Source organism: Photobacterium kishitanii (assembly GCF_003026355.1).
In the GTDB taxonomy this organism is placed as follows: Bacteria; Pseudomonadota; Gammaproteobacteria; order Enterobacterales; family Vibrionaceae; genus Photobacterium; species Photobacterium kishitanii.
Genome location: NZ_PYON01000001.1, coordinates 253,261 through 273,465 on the forward strand (window position 1 = coordinate 253,261; position 20,205 = coordinate 273,465).

The following is a 20,205-nucleotide window of genomic DNA, read 5'->3' on the forward strand; positions in this document are numbered from 1 at the left end:
TCAATCTTAATAATTTTATTAATTTGCTAAATATTGTTTGTTGCATTACTAAAGCTAGGATAATATCGCGCAACTTTGGTAATAGAACGATTACCACAACCAAGATAATCTCTTTATAATCATTAGGTTAATAATGTCTTATAACGCTTTATACACTGATTTGTCTGGCTACTATGATTTAATGTGTGCTGATATCGATTACCAAGAACAAAGTAATTGTGTTCGTAGACTCCACCAGCTATTTGGCAATCAAGGCACTCGTTATCTTGATCTCGCTTGTGGTACAGGGCCTCACGTTGAACATTTTATTGGTTATGGTTACCAAGCAAGTGGCTTAGATATTAATCAGCCAATGCTAAATATTGCTCAACAACGCTGCCCACAAGCAACATTTGTACAACACGACATGTGTAATTTCCTTGTCGATGCACCATTAGATTTAATTACCTGTTTCTTATATTCATTACACTACAACGCTAATATCGAAAAGCTAATGCAATGTATTGAAAGTGCGTTTAATGCATTAGGTCCAGATGGTGTTTTCTGCTTTAACGCTGTTGATAAAGATAAAATTGATAATAACTCGTTTGTACGTCATACAACCGAGTTTGAGGGAAGTCATTTTATGTTTCAGTCAGGTTGGCATTACAATGGCGATGGCGAACATCAACAATTACAGTTACATATTGAAAAAACATCAGACAATGTAACGCAATCTTGGCGTGATAATCACCCAATGGTGGCAATAAATTTTGCTCAGCTACAGCAACTACTAGCACCCTTTTTTGATGTCACTATGTTTGAACATAGCTACGATAAAATCGTACCGTGGAATGGCAAATCGGGTAATGCCATTTTTGTATGCATCAAAAAAGAAAATGCGCTACTGTGCCAACAAGCCGCATAAAAAAAAGCCTCGATCAATATATCGATCGAGGCTTCATCTGCTTAACTAATAATACTATGCAATGCTTTAAGATCACTGCACTTAAAAAACGATATTATTTGTTATTTTCAGCAATTACGATGTCAGCTGCTGCTTCTGCAGATGCTTCTTCTTCTTTAAGGAAGTTTTCTTTATCACGCTCGTTCAATTCAGAACGGTGAGCAAGTGGCTTCTCTTTTTTCTTAATAATTTGACGTTCTAAACGTGCAAATGCTGCATTTAGCGCATCGCTTAATTCTTTTTCATCAGCAGATGCTTCAATATCACCTACGCTAGTTTTAACTGCGATTTCGACAATAAATTGACGACCAGGTTCTAGCTTCATAAATACATTACGGCTATGGAATACAACTTGGAATTTATCGAATTTAGCAAACTCAGATTCAATATGAGATTCCATGTAGTCAGGTAATTCAAAACCTTTAGCAATTACTTTTAAAGTCATTTTATCCACCAATAATTTATTAAGTTATTTATTGTTTGTACTATTAAGATGAACCTAAATTAAAAAACAAAACGTGACGCAGGTCACATTTTTAGGTTCTCATTGTTAACTCTCTTTTGAATAACACCTATTAAATCAATCACAAACGATAAAAAATAGAACAAATACCAACCAACAATAAACAATAAAGTGTAAAAAAAATACGGTTTTATCTTTTTTTGACAGCATCATTATTGTTATAAAAAAAATTAAATTAATAAAATTAGAACTAAATAGTTAATTTGGTCTATGGTTCATGAGGCTAATGTTTAAGTCTTACTTAATTATCTATTTATAATAATTGATTACATAAATTTGAATTTTAACCTTTAGGTTTTAGATAATGACTTAAATATTTGCTGGCGATAAAGTGTTGCTAATGTTGAGTACATTAAATTATATATATTTAATATGTACCCGTGCTTTAGCGTTTTTAAATTTAATTTATCATTGGTATAAAATTATGAATCAGACATTTCCTCTAATAAAAGGCAATTGGCTTCCTAAGAATAAAGCACATGTTGCTGCTTGGATTAAAAATTTAAAAACACGTACGCATTTAACGTCTCACTCGATTGCTCAACCGATTGCTGAATTCAAAGAATTAGTTGAAAGTGATCCTGTACTTTTACGTCTTTCACAAGATATGTTTAGCGAAGCAAAAAGTCACAAAGAACTGACCCCTTTAGAAACGTCTGAGGTTAATAACTTTGATGAGTTTTTAGTTTTATTAAATCATATTATGACTCAAGCACCAGAATGCACTGAGTTTTTAGATCCCAAAACAGGCGCACTTGAGCCTTGTGGTTTAATTGGTTTCCCAATTAATGCCCTACTTGATTGGCCAATGGCAACTGATTCAGGTTATGCGTTCTTTGCTAACGAACTTGTTAATCAACAATTCAAGAAAATTTTAACTTACTGGAGCCTATACCTTTCATCTCCAGAGTCACGTTCAGTATTAGTTGAAAACCATCCTGATCGCACTCCGAAAGTATTTGGTTGGCTAAGTGATAATGCTCAAAAAGAAATGGTGACTGTTGCCTGTCAAGCTGAAGCCAGTGATTCAGAAAACCATGATAAGCCATTTGAACATTTCTTTAACTGTGATCCAACAGATAAACACTACGGCTTTAAGTCTTGGGATGATTTCTTTACACGTACCTTTAAAGACGGCGTAAGACCTGTTGCAGAAGGTGATGATGTTATCGCTAACGCTTGTGAATCTGCGCCTTTACAAGTCGTGACTAATGTTGCTAAATCTTCAAGCTTCTGGCTTAAAGGTCAACCTTATTCATTAGAAAACATGATGGATTTTGATCCACTTGCAGAGCAATTTGTTGGTGGTACTGTTTATCAGGCCTTCTTAAGTGCATTAAGCTACCACCGCTGGAACAGTCCAGTAAGTGGTACTGTTAAGAAAACCTATATGGTTAATGGTTCGTACTATTTAGGTAACCGTTACCAAGGTTTTAATAATCCAGACGGCGCTGATGATAGTGCGCCAAATAATTCACAGCCATTTTTAACTGCTGTTGCGACACGTGCTGTAATCTTTATTGAATCAGACAACCCTAAAATTGGTTTAATGTGTTTCATTGCTATTGGTATGGCTGAGGTTTCTTCTTGTGCTGTTACTGTAGAAGAAGGTCAACACATTAATAAAGGTGATGAACTAGGTATGTTCCACTTTGGTGGTTCTACTCACTGTCTAATCTTCAAACCAGGTGTAGAGCTTGAGTTTGATTTCCACAATACAGCACCAGGTCTTGATGCAACGAACATTCCTGTTTGTTCTCGTATCGCGACAGTAAAAAATAAATAATATAACCTCGTAATTGAACGAACGAAGGCAGCCTGATAATAGGCTGCTTTTTTATGCCTTAACTCTCCAACCAGCATGAGTTTTTATAAAGATAACTTGTTGCTGATTACTGCTAATATCCCCTACTTTATACTGCCCATAATCGATTGAAAGCATATGTAAACCCAAACCTGATGCACGAGCATCCTTGCTTATAGTATGGTTTTGTTGACTGCTAATAAAACGAATGTCGTAACTCACTTCTGCTATATATTGATCCCGTTTTTTATATCCACTGACTTTAGCGAAGTTATCAACGGTCAAGATTGTACTAGCTTTAGAGGACTGTGCTGCGGAGTAAAAGGCTTTTTCTAATGTCGTATCATTAGGGATTTCAGTGCACCCAGCGAGAAGAGGAATCATCGCTATACTAATGTTTTTGTTCATACCAACATCCTTTGTCATTAAACAATATGAACCATAGGTCATATTAAATTGAGCAACGAATAATGACAAAGGAAAAACATCTTTATACTAAAAATTATGCTGTTATATGTTACATACACTGATTATGATACTGCAACAGTACGCGTTTCTTTTACCCAACGATTAATTAGTCTCCCAATTGTTTCAGTATCAGAATATTGATGCCTATCACCGCTAACCTCTAAACAGCAAATATTATGCTTGTCTGCTACCTGTGCGGCAATTTCAGCATAAGAACCAAAAGGATCGTGCTTTTCTTGAATAATCAATATAGGCAGATCTTTATCTTCTAATGCGGGTAATAATTCCCGCTCTTGATCTGAAAATAGGCTCCACGCAACACCAATAAGTACTAATCGATCCCAACTAATGGTATTTTGCGCTTTCAGGGTAATTAAACTCCCTATTGATTTAGTAATTACCACATCAAAGTGCCCTGATGGTAAATAGCTTATTTCTTTATCTACACTAAATGTTTGTTCATTATCCCACGCTGCAAAACGGTGCATCTCGATAGATTCTTTACTCCAATGCGTCGCCGCTAATATTTTTAATAGCCACTTTTCTGTGATCGGCATTTTTCCTGGTATTGCCAAAATCTTCATATATCATCCTTAGTTAGATCTATAACACAATAGAATTAACTCTATAATAGTCCTGTTTATTGATGAAGAAGGCACCCAAAAACGCAATATTATTATTGCTTGATGTCCAATAAAAAACATTAGTTCAATTGTGACTAGACACTAACGCTTACCAACAATCTAGTAATACAAAAACAAGTGACGCTGATTGGCAAGTCACCTTACTTGTTATTCTCGCTTTTAATCAAGTTGGCGAGTCCATCAACCTCAGAGAGTTTTTCAATTAAGTTAATCGGTAATGGAAATACAATTGTCGACGTTCGTTCATTAGCAATTTCAGTTAACGTTTGAAGATAACGTAACTGCAGTGCATTAGGTGCTTTATTCAATTCTACGGCTGCTTGTTGAAGCTTCGCTGACGCCTCTAATTCACCTGTTGCATGAATCACTTTTGCTCGACGTGATCGTTCAGCTTCCGCCTGTCTCGCCAGAGCACGCACCATACTCTCATCTAAATCAACATGTTTTATTTCAACATTGGCAATTTTAATACCCCAATTATCAGTATGTTGATCAAGAATCCCTTGTAAACCTCGATTAAGCTCCTCACGCTCAGACAATAATTCATCAAGTTCATGTTGACCTAATACAGAACGTAATGTGGTCTGTGATAATTGACTGGTTGCCTCTAAATAATTCTCTACATTAATAATCGCCATTTTAGGATCAACTACTCTAAAATATACGACGGCATTCACTTTCACCGATACATTATCGCGAGTGATTAAATCTTGAGTTGGTACATCAAGCACAATAGTACGTAAATCTACTCGTACTATTTGCTGCACAATCGGAACAATGATAACTAATCCCGGCCCTTTTACTTCATAAAAACGTCCCAGTAAAAATACGACTGCTCGTTCATATTCTCTGAGAATTTTAAACATACTGATCACAAGAGCAATGACCAATACAGTTACTGTCACCAGCGAATAAATCAACATAAATGCTCCTCTAGTAGCGGTATGCTGAAGTGACACCGCATAGTATTACCTTGTTACTAGACTTCTATTTCTAGCCATAAGCCCTGCACATTGGTTACTGTCACCTTATCACCTTGTTTTAGGCTCTGTGGCCCTTTGGCTTGCCATACTTCACCATTAACTAATACTCGATATTGCCCATCGGCTTTACTGCAATCAACGACTTCAGCTTGGGTACCAATCAATATTTGAACCCCTGTAGTAACAGGCCGTCGGCGTGATTTGAGAAGTAACGTCACAATAACGAAAAAGAAAACAACGGATACAATCGTAAACCCTGCAATTAAAGGAGCAGCTATTTGATAACCAGGCAAATCTGTATCCATTAGCATGATCGACCCAACGACAAAAGCAACAATGCCACCTAAGCCTAAAACACCAAAACTTGGGCTAAAGGCTTCTGCTACCATTAACATGATGCCAAGTACAAGCAACGCTAAGCCAGCATAACTAATCGGCAGCATTTGTAATGAGTACATCGCTAGCACTAAACAGATCCCACCTAATACACCAGCAAGACCAACACCTGGACTATAAAACTCCAGTAACAATCCATACATTCCCAATAGCATTAAAATATAAGCGACATTAGGATTAGTCAGAACCGAGAGTAATTTAAATCGCCAATCTTGTTCTCGCTCAACATAAGTCACATTATTTAATTCAACAGGAGTCTCAACCCCATTGAGTTTCACCATGGTGTTATTTGACTGTTTAACAACCTGATTGATATCGTTAGCTATAAAATCGATAACATTCTGCTTTAGTGCCTGCTCTGCATCAAGACTCGCAGCTTGCCGCACCGCTTTCTCTGCCCACTGCGCATTACGTCCATGTAATTTGGCTAAACTTTGAATATAAGCAGCCGCATCATTAATCACTTTCTTTTCCATTGAGGTTTTATTTGAAGCTGGTACGGCTTTAGCTGCTTCTTCTGCTACATCTGACGGTGCTTTGTCTTTGGGTGACGGTGGGCTTTCAGAAGATGGCTGTGGTTTATCCTCTTTTTCAGAGGAGAATGGATTACTCTTGGGTTTGCCACCACCAAGTGATACTGGGGTTGCGGCACCAAGATTAGTACCAGGTGCCATCGTTGCAATATGACTTGCAAATAAAATATAAGTTCCAGCGCTCGCGGCACGCGCACCTGATGGCCCGACCCAAGTGGCAACAGGTACAGTAGATACTGTTATAGCTTGAATAATTTGCCGCATTGAAGTGTCTAGACCACCGGGAGTATCCATCTCTAAAATAATCATTGCTGCATTATTTTTTTGTGCTTCCGTTATTTCTCGCGTGACATAATCACTGACAGCCGGACCAATTCCACCTTTGATATTAATAACCCAAACTTGTTGCCCAAAGACAGGAAATGTGTGTAATGCGATAATAAACAATAACAGTCGAATAAATATATTCATGAATTCACCTATTACAAGCATAGGGTATGATTAACCTAACCCAATACTTATTGTGAGTATTATTAGGTTCCACCTTAACTATACCGCTATAGATACAACGATGATTTCTCAACAATGCTAAAACAACACTTTATTAACATTACTCTACACCAACTCAATAGCAAAAAGCTTAAAAATCATAACAGCACTCCATATTACTCTACCAGGCAGTTATACTAAAAAATCACAAAAAATATATCTAAAATGACAAGTATTTTATAAAATCTTAATAAGATGAAAATAAACAATACGATTTGCTACAAATTTAACCAACCGTAATATTAACCAGATAGCTATCTATATTTATTACCCACATTAATAACAAACGACTTTATTATATAAAAATATTTGTGTTCGATTTGATTTAGAATGCGTAATAAAAACAAACTCTCGTTATATATAAATTTAATAAGAAAATAATATATAATAATAATGAGTTCATTTTATATATTTCCATATCTTATATTAAATTTAATCCTAAACTTCCAATAACATATAATTATTATTATTTTTCTTATAACCCTTTAAATATTGATTGTAGTTGTCTACAATTCAATGGTTCCAAAAAAATTAATAAGGCATCTCCTTATAACCACAGATATCAAAGGAATTTAGTTATGAGCAATATGCCTCTAAATGGTGTTTATCGTGCTGTTTTTAAAGCAAATATAGTAATGAGTCAGTCACTATTGCAGGAACGATTACAAATTCGCAAAGAGCAACAACATATAACATTAGAAAAAGTAAAAATTCTAGATAAAAACAACCATAAAGAAACAATACTAACAGGTAACTCTTCTGATATTTATCAAAAAATTCTAGAGATAATGACATCTGTTCAATAACACTATTTGCTTTATATTTATAAAAGTTCAACTTATATTTATGAGTAGTATTAAATAATTTAATACTTACGGTTTTTATAAAAATAAACTTTATCATGATCACTTATTTCACGAGTAACCTTACACGGATTTCCCATCGCAACCATATTACTTGGAATATTTTTTGTTACGATACTTCCTGCCCCTATAACAGTATTATCACCAATAGAAACACCAGGTAAAATAACACTGTTTGCACCAATCCAAACATTATTACCAATTGTCACTGGAATATTAAATTGTGTTACCAGTTGTCGTAATAGTGGATCTATTGGGTGTCCGGCAGTTGCTATAGTGACATTAGGACCAATCATGACATTATTGCCAATATAAATATGGGTATCATCAACCAAGGTTAAATTAAAATTCACATATACATCGCAACCAAAGTGAGTATGTTTACCCCAATTAGCATGCAATGGCGGCTCGATATAACACCCCTTGCCGACTTCAGCAAACAACTGCTGCATAAGTTCTGCACGTTTTGATATTTCTGAAGGACGCGTATGATTAAAATCATAAAGCACCTCCAAACACGCTAATTGTTGTGCTGCTAATGCCTCATCACATACATACACTTTTTGACTATGTAATTTATCTTCTGGACTAACTTTCATTCTTTATCACCTTGATATTTATAAAGTAAAAGTATCATAGATTTTTTAAATTTATCTAATGATAAAGCAATGATTAACACCAAAAATAGATACTGGTCACTCAATTACTTTTCAGCCTTTATTGTTGCAACTTGATACATAAAATCACATGCGAAACTAGTCGTTCTCAATTACAATTACGACCTCTTTGAGCTAGCTTTTAATCTTAACCATGCGTGTTATATTCCACACAGTTTCAGTTTTATTATTAAGCCCCATGCTTATCATATCGCCAGCAGTATATGCAGCGACAAAGACAACGAATGAAATTCAACAAGCAGCAAAAATCACACTTGGGCGTTATCTTTTCAATGATAATCGACTATCCAAAACGGGAAATCGTAGTTGCGCTTTATGCCATGCGCCGGATTTAGGCTGGACTAACCGCTTTGCTAAAGTGCCAGATATTAATGGTAATCCAACAACATTAAACACCCCCTCGCTTCTTAACAGCGCGATGCTTACAACATTTATGCAACGTCAGCCGCATTTAACTACATTAGCAGATACCATTAAATTACCCTTATTTTCCTTACATCCACCAGAAATGGGGATGACAGATGCATTGCTACTAACGCGGTTACAACAAGCTGACACGTTATATCAACCTCTTTTTAAAGCTAGTTTTGGTGACAATACATTTAGTACATCTAAAGTTATTAACGCATTAAGCAATTATGTAGCAACTATTAAAGACACCAATACAGCTTATCAAGCTTTTATTGATGGCGATAAAATGGCACTTAATGAGCAACAGCAACAAGGACTAGCACTATTTACCAGTCAACGACTTAATTGTTCTCAATGTCATGCTGGGCCATTATTAAACCAGCCGAAAGCCAGTAAGACCATCTATTACAATACTGGACTTTATGGCATCACAAATAATTCAGATGAATATGGCTACCCACAACATGAAGTTGGATTACGACAATTTACCCAACAAAAAAACGATGATGGTAAATTTCGTATTCCGTCACTGATCAATGTGATAAATACTGGGCCATGGGGACACGATGGTAGTTTTAATCGTCTTGAAGCAGTACTTGATAGTTATGCTGCTGGTGGGCGTATTATCAATGTTGGCCCAAATAAAGGTGATGGCCGCAAGCATCCTAATAAAGATCAACGGTTACAAGGCTTTACACTAACGACTACTGAAAAACAGGCATTACTCGCCTTTTTTTCAAGTTTAAATACCCATGATATGAGTAAAGATCTAGCTCATCAATCACCCTTTTGCCAAATTATTCCACTAAAAACTAAACAAGATCCACCTAATTGCATTACAGCTTTTCCACTTCAACAATAAGAATATTACAATGAAAAAAACACTGTCGGCTTTGCTCACTATTGCTGCTAGCTATCCTGTAATTGCAGCCCCTCAAATCCCTTCTGATGCTGAAATTCAAGGTCGCAACACCTATTTTATTACGCCATATAAAGCAACATGTGATGTGATACCCGTTAATCAACCAACAGCAAATACTCCTGATGAAGCAATACAGTTAGAACAAATATTTGACAAAACATTGGGTTACTCACTAACGCTCAACGCTAAAGGACAAGCGTATATTCAGTTAGCGATTAAAGAATGGAACGAAAAAATGGTTTTTGCCGTCAACCCAGATGTAAAATTAACCATCAAAGGAGCTGATATTAATGGTCAATACATTACGAATAAGTATTGTCTTGAACAAAATCTGGCTTTGCATCATGTAAATACCCATGAATGGGGCAGTTATTTAGTTGAACTACAAGGTAAGCCAAATCAATTAATCAGCTTACGTATCGTTAAAGAATAGCAAATACAAAAAGGCCTGCACGAATGCAGGCCTTAATTATATCTCTACAGGTTAAGGATTATAGCTTACGCCATACGCCCCACTCACCTGTTGTACCTGGTTCTTCACCAACTGTATTCCAGTGTGCTTTCCAGCTAATGCCGTCATGAATTGCTACGTCATTTTCATTGTATGTTTTAGCCGCAGACCAAGCTGAAACAGCAGGTGTTTCACCTTCAGCTAGTACTTGTGTCCAAACATTAGCAACGCCAGGTTGTTCACCTTTCGTCCACCAACCAGCTTTCCACGTTTTACCATCATGTGTAACTACATCATCAGCAACATAAGTTGCAGCCTTACTCCAGCTACCTTCTGGTAATTCAGGTTCTGGTAATTCAGGATCAACAACTGGTGGTGGCAATGGCTCAAGCGCTTTAAAAATACTTAATGCAAAGCCATAATTCTCACCTTCTACCCATACTTGGTTAGCATAAATATTATCAGCATTGAATTCGTACTTAGTTGCGGCTTGATTCCAAACACCAATAAATAGTTTATCGTCTGCTAATGCGTTTACTTGCTCTGCTAATGTTTGTGCCCATGTTGCTTGGTTAGCAGTAGTGATCACTAAACGCTCGTCTAAAACTTCAGCGCCAGTACCTGGTGCCATTAGACGAAAACGAACTGTATCGCCAGCAACAGGTGTAAAGCCAGGCTTCACAAAGAAACCTGGAATTGCGTGTAAATCACCGCCTACAACTGGTGGTGGTGGAGTAATATCACCATTACCTTGCTTAATTGTAATGTCACTACAGTTGTAGAAACCTTCACCGGCTGGATCAATACGCTGCCAGCGAGAGTAAAGGATAACATCATCACCTACGCGATCTTTCGGTAATTTAACTTTGAAATTATATGAAGCTGGTACTGTATCTGTTGATGGCGCAACGTCGCTTACTTCATCAACAAGATCTAAATCATCCCACGTTAACGGCTGTGACTTATTGTAACCCGGCTTAGTAATATAGAACTGCCAGAATGATGGATTATGTGTTGCTGTTGCAACCCATTTAAAATCAAACTCGCCGTTAGCATCAACAGTAACTTCTGTTTTCTGCCATTCATTATGTGGAATATCTAGACCCGCTTTTTTCTCATCGCCACCAGAACATAACAGACCATCAACAACTTGTTTTTTTACTTCTTCGATGTTGTAGTAATCTTCAGTGTTTGCAGCATTTTCATTCTTTTGAGTAAAAGGATGAGCATTTGATTTATCCCAAAGTGCCTGACATGCCGCATTAGGAATTTTATCCTGCCAATAGCCACCGTCACGATCACAAATTTCAGTACGTGATGGCGGAAAGTCAGCCCAACCATGTGCACTTACAGCACCAGCTGCTGCAAGGTTAGTTGCAATAAGCGCAATCGCTAATGATAGTTTTTTTAATTTTAAAGGCATGTTTATCTCTTTTATTTATAAAAACACCGTCTATCCATTGTGAGCATATAGATAATAACGATGCCATTGCTTTCATATTTGTGTAGTGAATATACCTAACAAATCATGCCGTTAAGAAATGGATTTTTACAGACCAAATATAAACAAAACTTATAGTAGTAATAAGTATATGATATATAAGAAAATAAAACTTTAGCTGGCAAATAAAAGAAATATCTTGTTACAAATGTACTATTTTGCTTTGAGTCAATACAGTCACATATATAACTATCATGATTTTTATGCTTATTTTACAATCAGTTTAAAGCATTGTTGATAAATATAAATGTGATTTTTTTAACCCAAAATGTATATATTATCTCCCTATTCTATTACTACTAACCCCACCCTTACTGGCAGTGAAAAATATTACTCAAAGTTTATTTTTAGCTATTAAATATCGTATACATCAATACGACTGAATATATAGTCGATTAAATTTGTAATATTTGGTTTTTTAGCTAACTCTAATTATAAGTACCGAATATATAGGAGAGGTATGATGAATACGCCATTAATGTGTAGTTTACAGCTTACCCAACTTAGTGATCATGCGGTTAATGAGCTTGCCCCTTCATTCAAATATTTACCTCACACTTCTCACGCTGACGGAGAGTACCGTTTACGTCGTTATTCTATTATCCGTATTCATAACGGTAAGATAGAACCTTTACCTTCAACAGATTTTGTCCAATCTAATGATATTAATCATTTTCAAGGCAATGTTGTACGCCATTTTGAGGCTTTAGACGATGAGCTTATTCATTGCGGTGGGATGTTAGAAATGTGTAAATTATTTCAACGTGCAAATACCTTACCTGATGATCAACCGATTGAAATTCACCAGATGCGTATTGCCACCCTCGATAGTGAAGTTCCAGCATCTCCTGAAGGTATCCATCAGGATGGCTTTGAACATATTGCTGTAATTGGGATTGATCGTCACAATATTAAAGGCGGGGAATTTTTAGTATATAAAGATAAAACAGCATCACCTTTTCTTTGTACAACATTGCAACATGGTGAAATGGCAATATTAGCTGATGATATTTTATGGCATAACGCTCACCCTATTAAGGCGATCAAGAAACATCAACAAGGATACTGGGATGTATTTGTATTAACGACCAAGGAGATCCAGCATGGCGTTTGATCCCTTTACTAAGCGGTTATTATTTCCAGCACTAAATCGATACATAAATAAACAACCTGTATGTTTCTTTGATGGTCCCGGAGGCTCACAAGTTCCTCAATCAGTTTTAGATGCAATGAGTCACTATTTAAGCCATTTTAATTCAAACTTAGGCGGTGCTTTTTTCTCAAGTACTGCAACCACATCATTAATGGCGAATGCTCGTGAAGTGGCGCAGGCATTCGTTAATGCACCATCAATCAATAACATGGTTTTTGGTGCTAATATGACCAGCTTAACGTTTCAACTAAGTCGTATTATTAGTCGTGATTGGCAAGCTGGGGATGAAATTATTGTAACTGCCCTCGATCATTATTCAAATGTATCAAGTTGGCAACAAGCAGCCGAAGATAAAGGAGTGATCGTACATCAAGTACGCTTAGATGATACTAATTGTGATTTAGATTATGACCACTTTAGCTCACTACTCAATTCGCGGACTAAACTGGTCGCTGTCACTTACGCCTCAAACGTGACAGGGTCACTAATTGATATGAAGCGTATAATTACCGCTGCTCATGCTATAGAAGCACAAGTGTATGTTGATGCTGTACATTATGCGCCACATTGTTTAATTGATGTCCAAGAATTAGATTGTGACTTTTTAGTTTGTTCTGCCTACAAGTTTTTTGGTCCTCATCTGGGTATTGCTTATATCGCTCCCCAATGGATCCAGACATTACGTCCCTATAAGGTCGAGCCTGCTCCCAATAATGGACCTGCTCGTTTTGAAACTGGAACGCAAAATTTTGAAGCCTTGGCTGGATTTATTGCCGCAGTCAATTATTTAGCAGATTACAGCCGTAATTTAGACGAGCAATCATTATCTCTTCGGCAACATTTAAGCCGTAGTTTTAAATATTATCAAATCTATGAAGGTACACTCAGTCAGTATTTCCTTTCTCGTTTAAATCGCTATAGCAACGTCAAATTATTTGGCTTAAATCATCATCACCAACGTACACCTACTTTTGCAATACGTATTAACAATGTAGAACCTGCCGAAGTGGCAGCCTATCTTGCTAAACACAACATCTGTATCTGGCACGGCCATTTCTATGCACAAGGATTATGCGAACAATTAAATCTGCTTAATAAAGGTGGCGTGATCCGTATCGGCTGCATGCATTATAATACTTTTAATGAAATCGATACTTTGTTTAGCATGCTCGATTGTTTCTTAACCCCAAAATAAAACAGTTACATTTGTTTTAAATATTGCTTTGGCGTAGTACCTAATTTCTTTTTAAAAAAAGTAATAAAAGCACTCACCGACTCATAACCTAAATCATCAGCAATTAGTTGTACTGGCATACCGTCCGATAATTTTTTAAATGCTAGTACTAGATGCAATTGTGAGCGCCAACGTGCAAATGATAAACCCATTTCTTGTTTCACTAAGCGACTTAATGTTCGCTCACTCATTGCATATTTAGTCGCCCACTCACCCACAGTACTACGATCAGCTGGGTTATCTAATAGCTGTTCTGCAATTTTTTGCAGTCTTGGTTCCGTTGGGATTGGAAAGTCGAAATGTTGTGTTGGCATTACAATCAATTGATCAATTAACACATCGGCTAACCGTACTGTTGTTTGTTGTTGCTGCTGTTGATGATCGACATGACACAAATATGTAATAAGCTCACGCAATAATGGCGAAATTGATATCATTGCAGCTTGCTCTGGTAAACCTTTAACTGCTGAGTCAATAAACAAATTACAGACTTGGGCATCTGGTGAGACACGTACACTATGAGGGGTATCTGTTGGTACCCATACTGCACAATTTGCAGGCATCATCCATATCGCATCAGCAATTTTACAAGTAACAAATCCACTTAATGGCATTACCAGCTGACATTTTTTGTGTTGATGCATTGGGGTTTCACTTTCTTGATCAATGCCATTCAGCATATAAGCAATCGCTTTTTGTGGAAATGCATCAGAATCAAAGTGAGGATCAAAAGAATGGTATTCCATTAGGTACTCTTTTATTGTTTTTTAGACCAATATACCTAGCTGAGCTAACAACGCAACAATCAATAGCGATTCATTAATACCGCTATCGTTGACTTTTAATAACAAAAGAAACATTGCTTTTTTTTGCTTTTAAAGTAAAAATAATCGAGAATTACTAATGGAATATTAGATTGCAAAAGACAACCGGGCGCTTATCTTTTTTTATCACTTTACTTACGGTATTACTTTTTTGTAATGTCGCGAGTGTGGTTGAGCTCGGCTTTTCTCAACATTCGTTTACAGAAGCAAGCCAAGATCGTGCTCCTGATGCTTCAATAGATATTCTTATTCAGCGTCATGCAACATCTAGAATAAATTCACTTGAAGCACAACCCCCAACTAAAGATCCACAATCATGGCCAATTTTGTTGCTCACTATTGCCATGTTGCTTGGTCTATTTTCTAATTTAAAATATATAGCCCCTCACTACCTTACATTTAGTAGCCATCGTCTTGCTGGCTGGCAAGATGCGAACCTCCAATTTCGATTTATTCATAGTCGCAGATAATCCCTTTTATACCTCAATAACGTTCTATTTCTATATGTTGGTATATTGGAGAAAACTATGTTTGAAACAATCCAGGAAATACTGGTTGCCCTTTGGCGTCAGGATTTTGATGCACTACTCACGCCGGGTAGCGCCATTGTAATTTATATTATCGTCACGCTGTTTATTTTATTAGAAAGTGCTTTTTTGCCAGCAGCCCCTCTACCTTGTGACAGTATTGTCGTTTTGGTTGGAACGCTCACTGCTATTGGTGTACTACATCCACTAATCATCTTTCCACTGCTCATTTTAGCAGCATCATTTGGTAGTTGGCTCGCCTATTTACAAGGGCAATGGCTGAATAAACTGCCTCTGGCTACCTCATGGCTAAATAAAGTTCCTCAAAAAGGTCTCGATACGGCTGACACTTTATTAATTCGGCATGGCCTAATTGCCCTCTTTGCAGCACGTTTTATTCCTTGTGTACGCTCTGTTCTCCCAATGATGATGGGAATTCGATCACAAAAAATAGCACAATTTCATTATTTCTCATGGATAAGTGCTTGTTTATGGGTGGGAATTCTTTCTGGGCTTGGGTGGCTATTACCTATTCTTCCCGATCCATTTAATCGTATCGTGACTATTGGGTTAATGATTGCACCTTTTGTAACCTTAGGTATTGCTCTTATAACTGCCATTATTTGGCGTTTAAATAAAACAATACTCGTGATAAATCCACTACATAAGGATATGTAAGATGACGATAATATCGAATAAAAAGAATCGAATAGCACCACTAAACCGACTCAGTAAGTGGAAATATGCGCTTTTATTACTGATGCTAATTAGCTTATTTCTACAAGCAATCCCAACCTTTTACGGTGATATTCCCGCACTAGGCATACACCCTAAAAAAGGAGAGCACGTCTCTTTAACTAATATCAAAAGCATTTTAGCAGCTGAATATATTCCGACGGTTGATGTTGCTATAAATGATGGCACTATCATTGTTACATTTGAGGATATTGATAACCAACAACGTGCAAAATTAGCATTAACAGATGCCATCGCAACAAAAGCGGATATTACAGTGCAATATCAATCCGCAGCACCCGCTTGGTTTGCTACTTTTGGGGCAGACCCTGTAAAACTTGGACTCGATTTACGCGGGGGGGTGCAATTATTACTTTTTGTTGATCTGGATGCTGTATATACAAAACACACAGATGCAATGGTTAATGAAATACGGCGTACATTACGTGAAGATAAACTACGTGGTATTACTGTTCGTAAAACTGCGTCAACCAATATAGTAATTAATACTAATACTTCTGATCTTAATCACAGCATACAAACGTTGTTACAAACTTATACCCATCAATGGCAACTTATTGATAATGGCAATCAAATAAAACTAGCAATAACTGATGATGAGCGTCTTTCTTTAGCCCAATCAGCTATGGCACAAAATATGTCCATTTTACGCAATCGTATTGGTGAATTAGGCATTGTTGAAGCTAGTGTTCAACGTCAAGGTCGTGATCATATTCGAATTGAATTACCTGGCGTACATGATCCTAAGCAAGCAAAGTCAGTAATAGGTGCTACAGCGTCATTAGCCTTTTATGAAGCAAATGCTGCCGGCGCACTCACTATTCTTGACCGAAATGATGTCCCTGTACGGCTAGTTCGCCAAGCTGTACTTTCAGGTGATCACATCATTAATGCCAACAGTAGCAATGATGAAATGGGGCGACCACAAGTTGACATTCGTCTTGATGGTATCGGTGGCGATAAAATGACAACATTTAGCCGTCAACATATTGGCCAACCTATGGCTACTGTTTATACCGAATATAAACTAAATAATATCAATAAATTAGTTCCTCATGATCAAGTTATTAATGTTGCAACGATTCAAAGTACGTTAGGTAATAGCTTTCGTATAACAGGTATAGACACTATTACAGAAGCGCAAGAAATTGCCCTACTGTTACGTTCAGGAGCTTTAACTGCCCCAATTCAAATTGTTGAAGAACGCGCCATAGGACCAACATTAGGTGCTGAAAATATTCGAGCTGGATTCAGTGCATTAGCATTAGGTATGGCTGGTATGGCTATCTTTTTAATCTGCTGGTATCGACGTTTTGGCTGGGTCGCTATTGTCGGATTATCCGCGAATCTAATCATGCAAATTGGTCTGTTGGTACTCTTACCTGGTGCTGTATTAACCTTACCTGGTATTGCAGGTTTAGTGCTAACTGTAGGTATGGCCGTCGATACTAATGTGCTTATTTTTGAACGTATTCGAGACCGATTACGTGAAGGAGCATCATTAGCAACATCCATTGATTTTGGCTATCGCTCCGCATTTACAACAATTTTTGATGCGAATATAACCACATTAATTTCTGCTATTTGTCTTTACAGTATTGGATCTGGGCCATTACAAGGCTTTGCTACCACACTGATTTTAGGCTTAATTTCTAGCATGGTCTGCGGCATATGGGGAACACGTGCCATCATCAACCCATTATGGGGCCGCGATAATCGTCGTGCCATCAAGATTTAAGGATAATAATTATGCTATTTCGTACATTAACACAATTACGTTATTTCGGTCTTGGCTGCTCATTACTACTCGTTACTGCCAGTATTTTAAGTATTAGCCACTACGGACTAAAATTGGGAATCGATTTTACGGGTGGAATTATTATTGATGTCTCTATACAAACCTTAGCAACAGCGGCAGAACTTCAAGCACAACTCTCTGGTTCATGGGCTACGATAACGGCAGATGCAGCGCAAGGGATTTGGCAACTAGCTTTGCCTGCAAAATCAACCATTACGGATCCTCAACAAATCATTAGCCTATTAGCTCAACAGCTAAACCTTCCGGTTAATTTACTACAGGCAACCGTTATTGGCCCACAAGTTGGCGAGGAACTTTATCATCAAGGTGGGTTAGCTCTGCTGGTTGCATCACTTTCTATCATGCTTTATTTAACCATACGTTTTGAATGGCGTTTATCATTAGCAGCCATTGCATCGCTTATTCACGATACAATTATAACTCTTGGTTTATTGGCTTTTCTAGAAGTAGAGATGGATCTTAATGTGGTTGCAGGCTTATTAGCCGTTATTGGCTACTCACTTAATGATTCAATAGTTATTGCTGATCGTTTACGTGATGTATTACGAGCAAAGCCTGATACTAATATCTTCACTAGTACGGATATTGCAGTATCAGCAACTTTTACTCGAACTTTAATCACCGCAGGTACGACATTGTTTACAATTGGTTGTTTACTTTTATTAGGTGGCGAAGCGCTTTATGGATTCTCTATTACTTTATTTGCAGGCGTGGTAACGGGTACATGGTCATCAGTCACGATTGCATCAACAGTTCAAGAGTTGCTTGGATTACACCCTCAGCATTATCAACCTAAACCTGATTTAATCGACGAATTACCTTAACCAACGTAATGTCTACGACAAAGGGATAATATTATTATCCCTTTCTAATTCTTCGCTGTCATTGACTCAAAAATACAAAAAAATTATTGGAGTAATGTCACTTAATATAAAAATTATTACGCTAAATTCTGCAATTTATAATTAACGTATTAACTATTATCTTACGCCAGTAATAGTATGATATTATTATCTAACCCGCTCCAACTCGGTACACCAATGAATCAGTCTCAACAATTACTTGATATAAGTACTAACGCTCTACTACATCTAGAGTTTAAAAAACTTGATAAACGACTAACACAAATAGAACAAAATAACCTACTTGTTCAGTATCTAAAGCACATCCTAAAAGATAATAGATACCGTACAGTTAAAAAATCGACTAAAAGCTGGTTATTACGCGGTAGAAAAGCAGGTGCCAACCTAGAATCTATACTTAATAATGATCGAGAACGTATTCTGCAAACCAGTTCAACGGATCTTTACCGTTTTGTTGAGCTTATTGAAGACGTCGAGTCGCAACTACATACCAAAGTGCAATATTCGTTAGCGCATAATATCAATCTTAAAGCACGCTTTGGTAAAGTGTTGGTATGTGTAGTCGATGAAGATTTAACATCAAGTTTTGATGATGATGGGCTGATGATTAAATCAACTCAGATTTTATTTATTGGCAGTATTGAGCATAAAGATATTTTTTCTGCTGCAATTGATCAAAGTGGGTATTTCCAATCTGTAATTGCATATGAAGATGAAATTCACCTTCGCGTTGAGCTCTTTAGACTCTAAAGTTAAACATCCTTGTAACTTAACAATACCAATGAGTTAGCCCTTCTGACTTACTCATTGGTAATGAATATTTCAAATTAATAATGATAAGAAAAGCCATTACCTTATTGATAGTAGACATAATTACTTTATTGGTTTGCTAAAAAAACATCTCTTGCTGCAACAAAAGACACTTCTTCTAATAGATAATCAATATTATCACATGCGTCATTAACCATTAGTTTTTTTGCTATTTGTTTTACTACATAACATTTGGCTGGTATTTGTGGCTGCTCATGACTGCCATTAAAAAATTGAGCATCATTAATTGCAAGAGATACTGGTAATTGAGTATCAATATCAATTTCAGCAGTCAAAACATCACCAACACACGGTAAATAAGATAAGCTATCAGCTGTAATATATTTTCTAGCTGGAATAATGTTTTGGTCTGATTGTAGATCAATAAAATTAACCATCAATGCAATCATTGAATTATTTAACATGTTATCACCTTATTTAACTGTTTTTTTTATTATATCGACTTAACGACCAAGCGATGACAGCTAAATTCTATTTATTATTTTCCATAAAATAACCGATAACAATGTTCCAATTTCACAGTAAAA

At 36.7% G+C, this 20,205-nt stretch carries 21 protein-coding genes; 12 read left to right on the forward strand and 9 right to left on the reverse strand.

Annotated elements, in window-relative coordinates; translation table 11 throughout:
- Positions 1–133 precede the first annotated feature (133 nt).
- Positions 134–907, forward strand: a complete 774-nt coding sequence (locus C0W29_RS01195; protein WP_045043886.1) for a class I SAM-dependent DNA methyltransferase — start codon at positions 134–136, stop codon at positions 905–907.
- A 94-nt stretch (positions 908–1,001) separates the two neighbouring features.
- Here the strand turns inward: C0W29_RS01195 and hpf are convergent, their stop codons facing one another.
- On the reverse strand, positions 1,002–1,391 hold the full coding sequence (hpf, locus tag C0W29_RS01200) for a ribosome hibernation-promoting factor, HPF/YfiA family (protein ID WP_045043885.1): 390 nt from the start codon (positions 1,389–1,391) through the stop codon (positions 1,002–1,004).
- Positions 1,392–1,893: 502 nt separating this feature from the next.
- Between hpf and C0W29_RS01205 the strand changes: the two genes are divergently transcribed.
- Positions 1,894–3,255 (forward strand): phosphatidylserine decarboxylase family protein, encoded by a 1,362-nt coding sequence (locus C0W29_RS01205; protein WP_036796342.1) that lies wholly within the window; start codon positions 1,894–1,896, stop codon positions 3,253–3,255.
- 51 nt (positions 3,256–3,306) lie between these two features.
- Here C0W29_RS01205 and C0W29_RS01210 read toward each other — a convergent pair whose 3' ends face one another.
- The 4 genes from C0W29_RS01210 to C0W29_RS01225 all read right to left on the reverse strand — a co-directional run bounded on the left by C0W29_RS01210 (position 3,307) and on the right by C0W29_RS01225 (position 6,768).
- On the reverse strand, positions 3,307–3,681 hold the full coding sequence (locus tag C0W29_RS01210) for a hypothetical protein (RefSeq protein ID WP_045045739.1): 375 nt from the start codon (positions 3,679–3,681) through the stop codon (positions 3,307–3,309).
- Positions 3,682–3,803: 122 nt separating this feature from the next.
- Positions 3,804–4,325 carry a hypothetical protein gene (locus C0W29_RS01215; protein WP_045043883.1) on the reverse strand — a complete coding sequence of 174 codons (522 nt, stop codon included), beginning with the start codon at positions 4,323–4,325 and terminating at the stop codon, positions 3,804–3,806.
- Positions 4,326–4,525: 200 nt separating this feature from the next.
- On the reverse strand, positions 4,526–5,308 hold the full coding sequence (locus C0W29_RS01220) for a slipin family protein (protein WP_036794458.1): 783 nt from the start codon (positions 5,306–5,308) through the stop codon (positions 4,526–4,528).
- A 56-nt stretch (positions 5,309–5,364) separates the two neighbouring features.
- Positions 5,365–6,768, reverse strand: coding sequence for an NfeD family protein (locus C0W29_RS01225; RefSeq protein WP_045043882.1), 1,404 nt, complete (start codon positions 6,766–6,768; stop codon positions 5,365–5,367).
- Positions 6,769–7,424: 656 nt separating this feature from the next.
- On the opposite strand from C0W29_RS01225, the gene C0W29_RS01230 reads away from it, so the two are divergent.
- Positions 7,425–7,652: a hypothetical protein gene (locus tag C0W29_RS01230; protein WP_045043881.1), complete on the forward strand. Its 228-nt coding sequence runs from the start codon at positions 7,425–7,427 to the stop codon at positions 7,650–7,652.
- Between the two features lie 59 nt (positions 7,653–7,711).
- Here the strand turns inward: C0W29_RS01230 and C0W29_RS01235 are convergent, their stop codons facing one another.
- Entirely contained in the window at positions 7,712–8,308 is a 597-nt protein-coding gene (locus C0W29_RS01235; RefSeq protein ID WP_045045740.1) for a sugar O-acetyltransferase, read from the reverse strand.
- A gap of 256 nt (positions 8,309–8,564) precedes the next feature.
- Here C0W29_RS01235 and C0W29_RS01240 point away from each other — a divergent pair, with 256 nt between their 5' ends.
- Together C0W29_RS01240 and C0W29_RS01245 are read left to right on the forward strand one after the other, a co-directional pair.
- Positions 8,565–9,659, forward strand: a complete 1,095-nt coding sequence (locus C0W29_RS01240; RefSeq protein ID WP_235868989.1) for a cytochrome-c peroxidase — start codon at positions 8,565–8,567, stop codon at positions 9,657–9,659.
- A 10-nt stretch (positions 9,660–9,669) separates the two neighbouring features.
- Positions 9,670–10,152 (forward strand): hypothetical protein, encoded by a 483-nt coding sequence (locus C0W29_RS01245; RefSeq protein ID WP_045045742.1) that lies wholly within the window; start codon positions 9,670–9,672, stop codon positions 10,150–10,152.
- A 58-nt stretch (positions 10,153–10,210) separates the two neighbouring features.
- Here C0W29_RS01245 and C0W29_RS01250 read toward each other — a convergent pair whose 3' ends face one another.
- On the reverse strand, positions 10,211–11,593 hold the full coding sequence (locus tag C0W29_RS01250) for a lytic polysaccharide monooxygenase (protein WP_045045743.1): 1,383 nt from the start codon (positions 11,591–11,593) through the stop codon (positions 10,211–10,213).
- 541 nt (positions 11,594–12,134) lie between these two features.
- Between C0W29_RS01250 and C0W29_RS01255 the strand changes: the two genes are divergently transcribed.
- A complete protein-coding gene (locus C0W29_RS01255; protein ID WP_080888949.1) occupies positions 12,135–12,785 on the forward strand; it encodes a 2OG-Fe dioxygenase family protein in 651 nt (216 codons plus the stop codon).
- Entirely contained in the window at positions 12,775–14,019 is a 1,245-nt protein-coding gene (locus C0W29_RS01260; RefSeq protein WP_045043876.1) for a cysteine desulfurase-like protein, read from the forward strand. Before C0W29_RS01255 ends, C0W29_RS01260 begins: the two co-directional genes overlap by 11 nt.
- 5 nt (positions 14,020–14,024) lie before the next feature.
- Here the strand turns inward: C0W29_RS01260 and C0W29_RS01265 are convergent, their stop codons facing one another.
- A complete protein-coding gene (locus C0W29_RS01265) occupies positions 14,025–14,804 on the reverse strand; it encodes an AraC family transcriptional regulator (RefSeq protein ID WP_045045744.1) in 780 nt (259 codons plus the stop codon).
- 170 nt (positions 14,805–14,974) lie between these two features.
- Here C0W29_RS01265 and C0W29_RS01270 point away from each other — a divergent pair, with 170 nt between their 5' ends.
- The 5 genes from C0W29_RS01270 (at position 14,975) to C0W29_RS01290 (ending at position 19,597) form a co-directional block, all read left to right on the forward strand.
- Entirely contained in the window at positions 14,975–15,352 is a 378-nt protein-coding gene (locus C0W29_RS01270) for a hypothetical protein (protein ID WP_036794445.1), read from the forward strand.
- 57 nt (positions 15,353–15,409) lie between these two features.
- The gene (locus tag C0W29_RS01275; RefSeq protein ID WP_036794444.1) at positions 15,410–16,087 is read left to right on the forward strand and encodes a DedA family protein; all 678 of its coding nucleotides are present in this window, start codon (positions 15,410–15,412) and stop codon (positions 16,085–16,087) included.
- A gap of 1 nt (position 16,088) precedes the next feature.
- Positions 16,089–17,903 carry a protein translocase subunit SecD gene (gene secD / locus C0W29_RS01280; protein ID WP_045045745.1) on the forward strand — a complete coding sequence of 605 codons (1,815 nt, stop codon included), beginning with the start codon at positions 16,089–16,091 and terminating at the stop codon, positions 17,901–17,903.
- A gap of 11 nt (positions 17,904–17,914) precedes the next feature.
- Positions 17,915–18,808, forward strand: coding sequence for a protein translocase subunit SecF (secF, locus tag C0W29_RS01285; RefSeq protein WP_036794441.1), 894 nt, complete (start codon positions 17,915–17,917; stop codon positions 18,806–18,808).
- A 216-nt stretch (positions 18,809–19,024) separates the two neighbouring features.
- Positions 19,025–19,597, forward strand: a complete 573-nt coding sequence (locus C0W29_RS01290) for a DUF2913 family protein (protein WP_045043873.1) — start codon at positions 19,025–19,027, stop codon at positions 19,595–19,597.
- 128 nt (positions 19,598–19,725) lie between these two features.
- Here C0W29_RS01290 and C0W29_RS01295 read toward each other — a convergent pair whose 3' ends face one another.
- Positions 19,726–20,082 carry a hypothetical protein gene (locus C0W29_RS01295; protein ID WP_045043872.1) on the reverse strand — a complete coding sequence of 119 codons (357 nt, stop codon included), beginning with the start codon at positions 20,080–20,082 and terminating at the stop codon, positions 19,726–19,728.
- Positions 20,083–20,205 lie beyond the last annotated feature (123 nt).